The organism is Nonomuraea sp. NPDC049400 (assembly GCF_044466425.1).
Lineage (GTDB): Bacteria > Actinomycetota > Actinomycetes > Streptosporangiales > Streptosporangiaceae > Nonomuraea.
Genome location: NZ_JBITMP010000085.1, coordinates 25,684 through 31,683, shown reverse-complemented (window position 1 = coordinate 31,683; position 6,000 = coordinate 25,684). Strand labels below are relative to the sequence as shown.

The following is a 6,000-nucleotide window of genomic DNA, read 5'->3' as shown; positions in this document are numbered from 1 at the left end:
TATCGAGTTACGAAATCGCGATCAACCTGACCATCGCCTGCCCCCAGCGACGCGATCACATATCGTCACCGCTTCACGGACTTTGCGCCAGATCCACTTGTCTCCGACACAACCAGCGTGGACGTCTCGCGATACGAGTCCGACTACAACTGGAGCGCCAGCCCGGCCAAGTTCGGCATCATCAAGGCCACCGAGGGCACGAGGTTCCGCGACGTCTCGTTCGCCCGGCACTGGGGCGAGCTGGACAGGAAGGGGATCGTTCGCGGGGCCTACCACTACGGCCACCCCGGCAACGACCCCATCGCCGAGGCCGATTACTTCCTGTCCATGGTGAACTCCCAGCCCGCCAAGGCCGGCGACCTGCTGGTCCTGGACCTGGAGACCACCGACGGCAAGTCCGTCGCCGAGGTCAACGCCTGGGCCAAAGCGTGGCTGTCCCATGTGAAGGCCAAGACCGGGGTCACCCCGATGCTGTACAGCGGCTGGAACTTCGCCAACACTTACGGCAAGGGCCTGGCGAACTACCCTCCCTGGGTCGCTCACTACAGCAAGCCCCAGGGTCAGCTCACTCCACCTGCCGACTGGAAGTCCTGGACCATCCACCAGTACACCGACTCCCCCGTCGACCAGAACGTCTCCGAGCTCAATCCTGAGCAACTGCGGAGCCTCGGCCGTCCCGCCGCGTAAGGACGTAGACGAGCACCGACCACCGTTGGGGCCTGAGGACTCGATCCTCAGGCCCCACTGGTCTTTCCGACACGCTGAAGCAACAGGTCCAGACCAGCGTGGCGCCTGCGCCCGGCCTCCTGAGGAGATGCGGAGGAGGGGCTAACGGCGTTCGCAGACCACTCCGTCACCGTCCCGATCCTGATACCAGCCATATTCTTCGTCGACACCACGTACGTATGGGCCATGACCGTGGGCGTTGGCCTCCGCACATGTGCGGTATGTAGGGTCGGTACCAGATCCCGGCTGCTCCGAGCGCTGTGGGGCCGGCTCCTCCGATCTGGTCTCCTGCTTGTCCTGTTCGTCCTCGGACGGTTGCTCCGTCGGCCGGGGCTGCTCCGGCTGCGTGGTCTCCTTGAACCGGTCCACCCTCAGCGTGACTCCGTCGCGCGGGTTGATGGCGGCTCCCGGCGCCGGGACCTGGTCCACTACCTGCCACATGCTCTTAATCAGGACGGACTTCCCATTGACCGCCTCGAACCCGACTGCGTAGATGCCTAACGTCTCCAGGTGGTCGCGGGCTGTCGCCCCGTCCATTCCTTGCAGATCCGGCAAGACCACGGTGGGCGGGGATGAGGTCGCAGGCGGGGACGCCGTCACAGACGTCGGTGCTGGGTCGGTCGTGCGTGGCGGAGTATCGGTGACCGTAGGCATCGAAAGCGTGGACGAGGCTCCAGGTTCCAGCCTCTGCGACGGAGTCCCACTCACCAGAACAGAAGCCATCACAACCATGATCGAGCAGCCGCCGAGTAGCGCTCCCACCACGATCAGTACGATCAGCAGGGGGGACATGCTGCGGTGCCGAGGCGGCTGCCAGTAAGGGCCGGAAGGTGGGTAGCTCACAGGGACGCTCCTCGCCCCCGATGCCAACATCTGTCCCGTAACGGTACGGCGCGAGGTTCAAATCTGTCCGCGTGAGCGTCGTATCAGTTGGATCACACGTAGTCGCCGTCACCCCGAGCCATCGGTGGCTGCACATCCAGAACACTGGCGCGGGGCCATCAAGATCCTTTGCAGGTGAGGCGGGGCTCCGGGTCGTACACGGTGTGGAAGCGCTGCTTGCGGACGACCTTCCCGTCCTTTTTGAAGATCCGCCACACGTCGATGGCGAACCCCTCGACACCTTCCATGGGGATGCATTCGGGACCGGATTCGGTCAGTTCGGTGATGGGCTTGATGTTGTAGCGCTCGGAGCTCTGCGACTCGATGTCGTACCGCTTGGTGCTCCAGAAGTCCACGGTGATGGAGGTGCTGGTGTAGGACGTCTTGATGAGCACGCCGTACCGGGAGTCGTTGCGCCAGCGGAAGTCCGGCTGCGGGTAGGAGACCGTCGATTCGCGGCCGGCCGGGTAGCGGGAGATGTAGTACTGGTGGGCGCGATGCTGCACGTCCTCGAAGCCGCCGAAGAAGACGGCGTTGAACATGGTGGTGGCGAACTGCGAGACCCCGCCGCCGACGTCGTTGACGAACCGGTTGTTGAGGATCATCGGCGCCTCGACGAAACCGCGCGCCTTGTCCCGCTTGCCGACCACGCCGTTCAGCGAGAACGTCTCGCCGGGCTTGACGACGTAGCCGTCGACGATGTCGGCGATGCGGTGGATATTCGTCACGCGAGGGGCGCAACAGGGGTGCCGGGTGGTGAACGAGCTGGCCTTCTCCCTGACGCCCAGCTTCTTCGCCTGCGCCGTGGTGACGCGCGGCTGCCGCTCCGCCGCGGGCGACTCGACGCGGCGGGCGCCGTCCGCCACGGCCTGCGCGATCGCCGGGCCCAGCGCCTTGACGTCGATACCACGCCCGGGCCGGGACGGGATGACCTGCGGCTTCCCCTTGACGATCTTGAAGGAGGCGTCCTTCGCCGGAGTGATCAGGAGCGCCTTGGCGAGCCCCGGAGCGACCTCGGCGGCGTCGAAGGACGGGCGCAGGCCGCCCTTGCCGTCACTGACGAAGCGCAGGCCGGCCGCCAGTTGCTCCCTGGACACGGTGGCTTCCTTGCCGCCGGTGGCGACCTTGAGAGGGGAAGCGACCGCCGTACGGGCCGTGGTCGTGGCGGTGCGGCGGACGACGTCGGCGGTGAGCGCGGCGGGCTTCTCCCGCACGTTCAGCTCGGCGGAGGTGCGGCCGGCCGCGAAGGCGGCCCGTACGGCGTTCGACGCCGCGCCGACGTCCAGCGCGCGGCCCGGCTTCGGCATGACGGGCCGCGGTTCCAGGCTCCGATAGCGGATGGCGCCCTCCACCGGCTCGGTGTCCACGCTCTTGGCCAGGCTCGTCAGCTCGGCGGTGAGCCGCTGCACGTCCACGCTGATCACGGGCCGGATCTGGCGGGTGCCGAAGAGGGAGCGCAGCACTCCAGCGGGAGTGGTGGCGCCGGCCATCGCGGCCTCCACGGTGGCCCTCGTGTCGAAGCCGAGCCCGAGTTTCGCCGGAGTGAGCTGTTTGCGCTCTCCGGCCGCGTTGAGCGTCAGCTTCTGTTCCAGCCGCTCACGCAGGCCGGCGTCGAGTCGCGTGCGGGCGGTCTCGGGTGGCAGGCCGCCGATGTCCACGCCGTCCACGCGGGTGCCCGGCGAAACCTTGCCCGACAGGAGCAGGGCGGGCACGGCGTACGCGAGGACCGCGACGATGACCACGACGGCGGCCGGGATGAGCACGCGCCGCGAGCGGGCCGGCCTCCTGGTGTCACCGGACGGAGCACGACGATGAGATTGGCGAACGCTCATGAGACCCCTGGGGGGAAAGGTGCCGAAGTCAGAATGTAGTGGTTGGGCCTGTTCGGCCGCGACGGGATGACAAATCGCCACTTGGGCTCGTCCAGCGACACCGGCCGTCGGACTGCAGCCCGTGCCTGCGTGCAGACCAGTCACCAAAGGTACTATTACTCATAGTAGAAAGAATAGCCGGGCATGCACCGTTCAGCAGGCGAGGAGGCCTGCCGCGTCAACGGCTGAGCAGGTAGCGGCCGGGCGAGGTGCCGACCGTACGACGGAAGGCCGCCAGGAAGGCGCTCGCCGTGGCGTACCCCACGCTGTGCGCCACCCGCGAGACCGGCTGTCCCTCGGCCAGCAGCGGCAGGGCGGCGCGCAGGCGTACCTGCGTGCGCCAATGATCGAAGCTCATGCCCGTGTCGCGCACGAACAGCCGGGTCAGCGTCCGCCTGCTCACACCCGCCGCGCGGGCGTGGGCCTCCAGGCTGCGCGGATCGGCCGGGTCCGCCAGCAGGGCGGCCGCCACCACCCGGACGCGCTCGTCGGTGGGCTCGGGCACGTCGATGGGCCGGGTGGGCAGCGGGCGCAACAGATCGGGCAGCACGGCCTCGGCACGCAGGCGCGCGTCGGCGGCGAGATCAGGACGGGCCAGGTACCCGATCAGCTCGGCCAGCAGGCCGTCGACGCCCACGGCGGTGGGCTCCGGCCAGTCCAGCGGGCAGCGCTCCGGCGCCAGGTACAGGCTGCACAGCACCGCGTCGCGGGTCGCGCCGGTCGCGTGGGTGACGCCCGCGGGCAGCCACAGCGCCCTGGTGGGCGGCAGCACCCAGTAGACCTCGCCCACGTTGACGCTCAGCACGCCGCGCCGGGTCCAGGCGAGCTGGTGATGGGTGTGGCTGTGCGGCGGGATCCACTCCCCCGAGGCCAGCGGGAAGTGGCCGACGATGATCGCACCCATGTCCTCCATGCGACATAGTCTGGCCCCATCGCGGATTGTGGCCAAAGGCGGGCGAACCATAGCGTCGTCGGGTGCCCATGATCGTGTTGTGCCTTGTCCAGTTCATGCTCGTGCTCGATGACACCGTCGTGAGCGTGGCCCTGCCCAGCATCCGCGACGAGCTGGGCTTCAGCGCCTCCGGGCTGCCGTGGGTCGTCAACGCCTACTTCCTGGCCTTCGGCGGGCTGCTGCTCCTGTGCGGCCGCATGGCGGATCTGCTCGGTCGCCGCCGCGTCTTCCTCATCGGGGTGGCGCTGTTCGGGGTGGCCAGCCTGGCCTGCGGGCTCGCCCAGGAGCCGTGGCAGCTCGTGATCGGCCGGTTCGTCCAGGGCTCCGGCTCCGCGATGGCCAGCCCGGCGGCCATGTCCATGATCACGTTGCTGTATCCGGGGCCTCGGGAGCGGGCCAGGGCGCTGGGCGTCTGGGGCGGCATCGCGGCCCTGGGCGGGACCTCGGGCCTGGTACTGTCCGGGGCGCTGACCGATCTGGCGTCCTGGCGATGGATCTTCCTGATCAACCTGCCCGTCGTCGCCGTGACCCTGGCCTTGCTCCCGCGCCTGATCCCCGAGTCCCGCGCCCCCGGCGGGCGCCGCCTGGATGTTCCCGGCGCGATCCTGATCACCGCTGCCGCGGTGTCCTTGGTGTACGGGCTCCTGCGGGCCGGCGAGGAAAGCTGGGGCGACCCGATCGCCATCGGTGCCGTCGTCCTCTCCGCCGCCTTGGCCGTGGCGTTCCTGGCGGCCGAGTCACGGGCGGCGGCGCCTCTGGTGCCGGGCTCGCTCCTGGCCTCGCGGACCCGTGCGGTCGCCAACGGCGCGACCCTGCTGTTCTCGATGGCGATGTACGCGATGGCGTTCCTGCTGATGATCCAGATCCAGACCGCTCTGGGGTACGGCCCGCTCCTGGCCGGCCTCGCCTACCTGCCCTACGGCGCCGGCATCCTGGCGGGCATGTGGCTGTCCTCCCGCCTCTGGCTCAGGATCGGGACACGCTGGGCGCTCCTCCTGGCGTTCCTGGTCAACATCGCCGGCCTGCTCCTGCTGTCCGGCGTGGCGGCGGGAGACTCTTACGCCGTCCACGTCCTGCCCGGCATGCTCGTCCTGAGCGTGGGCAATGGCCTGAGCCTGCCCGTCATGGCCACGACCGCGGTCGAGGGCACCACCGAGAAGGACGCTGGTCTCGGCTCGGCACTGTTCACCACCGTCCAGCAGGTCGGTGGTGCCGTCGGGGTGGCCGCGCTGTCCGTCATGGGGTATGCGGGCGGGCTCACGGCGGGCGCGGTCTGCGTGGCGCTCGGCGCCGTGGCCATCGTCGCGCTGCTGCCGTCACGCACCGGCCTCCCATCTCATCCCGCCACACAGGAGGTCGCCGATCCCAGTGCGGAGTCGGATCCCCGGTTCCTGAACCAGGACGGGGCCGCCGAGCACTGGCGGTGAACAGCGTGTTCGCGCGCAGGGAGCACCCAACCGCTAGAAGAAAAATCTAGAACGCATCCGATCCCACAAAGCCGCAGGTCAGAACATGATCAAAGCGCGCCCTGCAGGATTCGAACCTGCGACCGTCGGATTAGAAGCAAGA

5 protein-coding genes are annotated in these 6,000 nt (G+C 68.7%); 2 read left to right on the top strand and 3 right to left on the bottom strand.

Annotation, left to right across the window (positions count from 1 at the left end):
• Positions 1-117: 117 nt before the first annotated feature.
• Positions 118-687 carry a glycoside hydrolase family 25 protein gene (locus tag ACIBVN_RS56970; protein ID WP_397150670.1) on the top strand — a complete coding sequence of 190 codons (570 nt, stop codon included), beginning with the start codon at positions 118-120 and terminating at the stop codon, positions 685-687.
• A 141-nt stretch (positions 688-828) separates the two neighbouring features.
• Here the strand turns inward: ACIBVN_RS56970 and ACIBVN_RS56965 are convergent, their stop codons facing one another.
• The 3 genes from ACIBVN_RS56965 to ACIBVN_RS56955 form a co-directional block, all read right to left on the bottom strand.
• Positions 829-1,380 (bottom strand): excalibur calcium-binding domain-containing protein, encoded by a 552-nt coding sequence (locus tag ACIBVN_RS56965; RefSeq protein WP_397150676.1) that lies wholly within the window; start codon positions 1,378-1,380, stop codon positions 829-831.
• Between the two features lie 347 nt (positions 1,381-1,727).
• Complete coding sequence (locus ACIBVN_RS56960) at positions 1,728-3,440, bottom strand: VanW family protein (protein WP_397150668.1); 1,713 nt, start codon at positions 3,438-3,440, stop codon at positions 1,728-1,730.
• 217 nt (positions 3,441-3,657) lie between these two features.
• On the bottom strand, positions 3,658-4,392 hold the full coding sequence (locus ACIBVN_RS56955) for an AraC family transcriptional regulator (RefSeq protein ID WP_397150666.1): 735 nt from the start codon (positions 4,390-4,392) through the stop codon (positions 3,658-3,660).
• Positions 4,393-4,460: 68 nt separating this feature from the next.
• Between ACIBVN_RS56955 and ACIBVN_RS56950 the strand changes: the two genes are divergently transcribed.
• Positions 4,461-5,858: an MFS transporter gene (locus ACIBVN_RS56950; RefSeq protein ID WP_397150674.1), complete on the top strand. Its 1,398-nt coding sequence runs from the start codon at positions 4,461-4,463 to the stop codon at positions 5,856-5,858.
• Positions 5,859-6,000: the final 142 nt, after the last annotated feature.

Excerpts from the sequence above, each read along its gene's own strand:
- ACIBVN_RS56955 (WP_397150666.1), bottom strand. The coding sequence starts at position 4,392 with ATGGAGGACATGGGTGCGATCATCGTCGGCCACTTCCCGCTGGCCTCG.
- ACIBVN_RS56960 (WP_397150668.1), bottom strand. The coding sequence starts at position 3,440 with ATGAGCGTTCGCCAATCTCATCGTCGTGCTCCGTCCGGTGACACCAGG.
- ACIBVN_RS56965 (WP_397150676.1), bottom strand. The coding sequence starts at position 1,380 with ATGCCTACGGTCACCGATACTCCGCCACGCACGACCGACCCAGCACCG.
- ACIBVN_RS56950 (WP_397150674.1), top strand. The coding sequence starts at position 4,461 with ATGATCGTGTTGTGCCTTGTCCAGTTCATGCTCGTGCTCGATGACACC.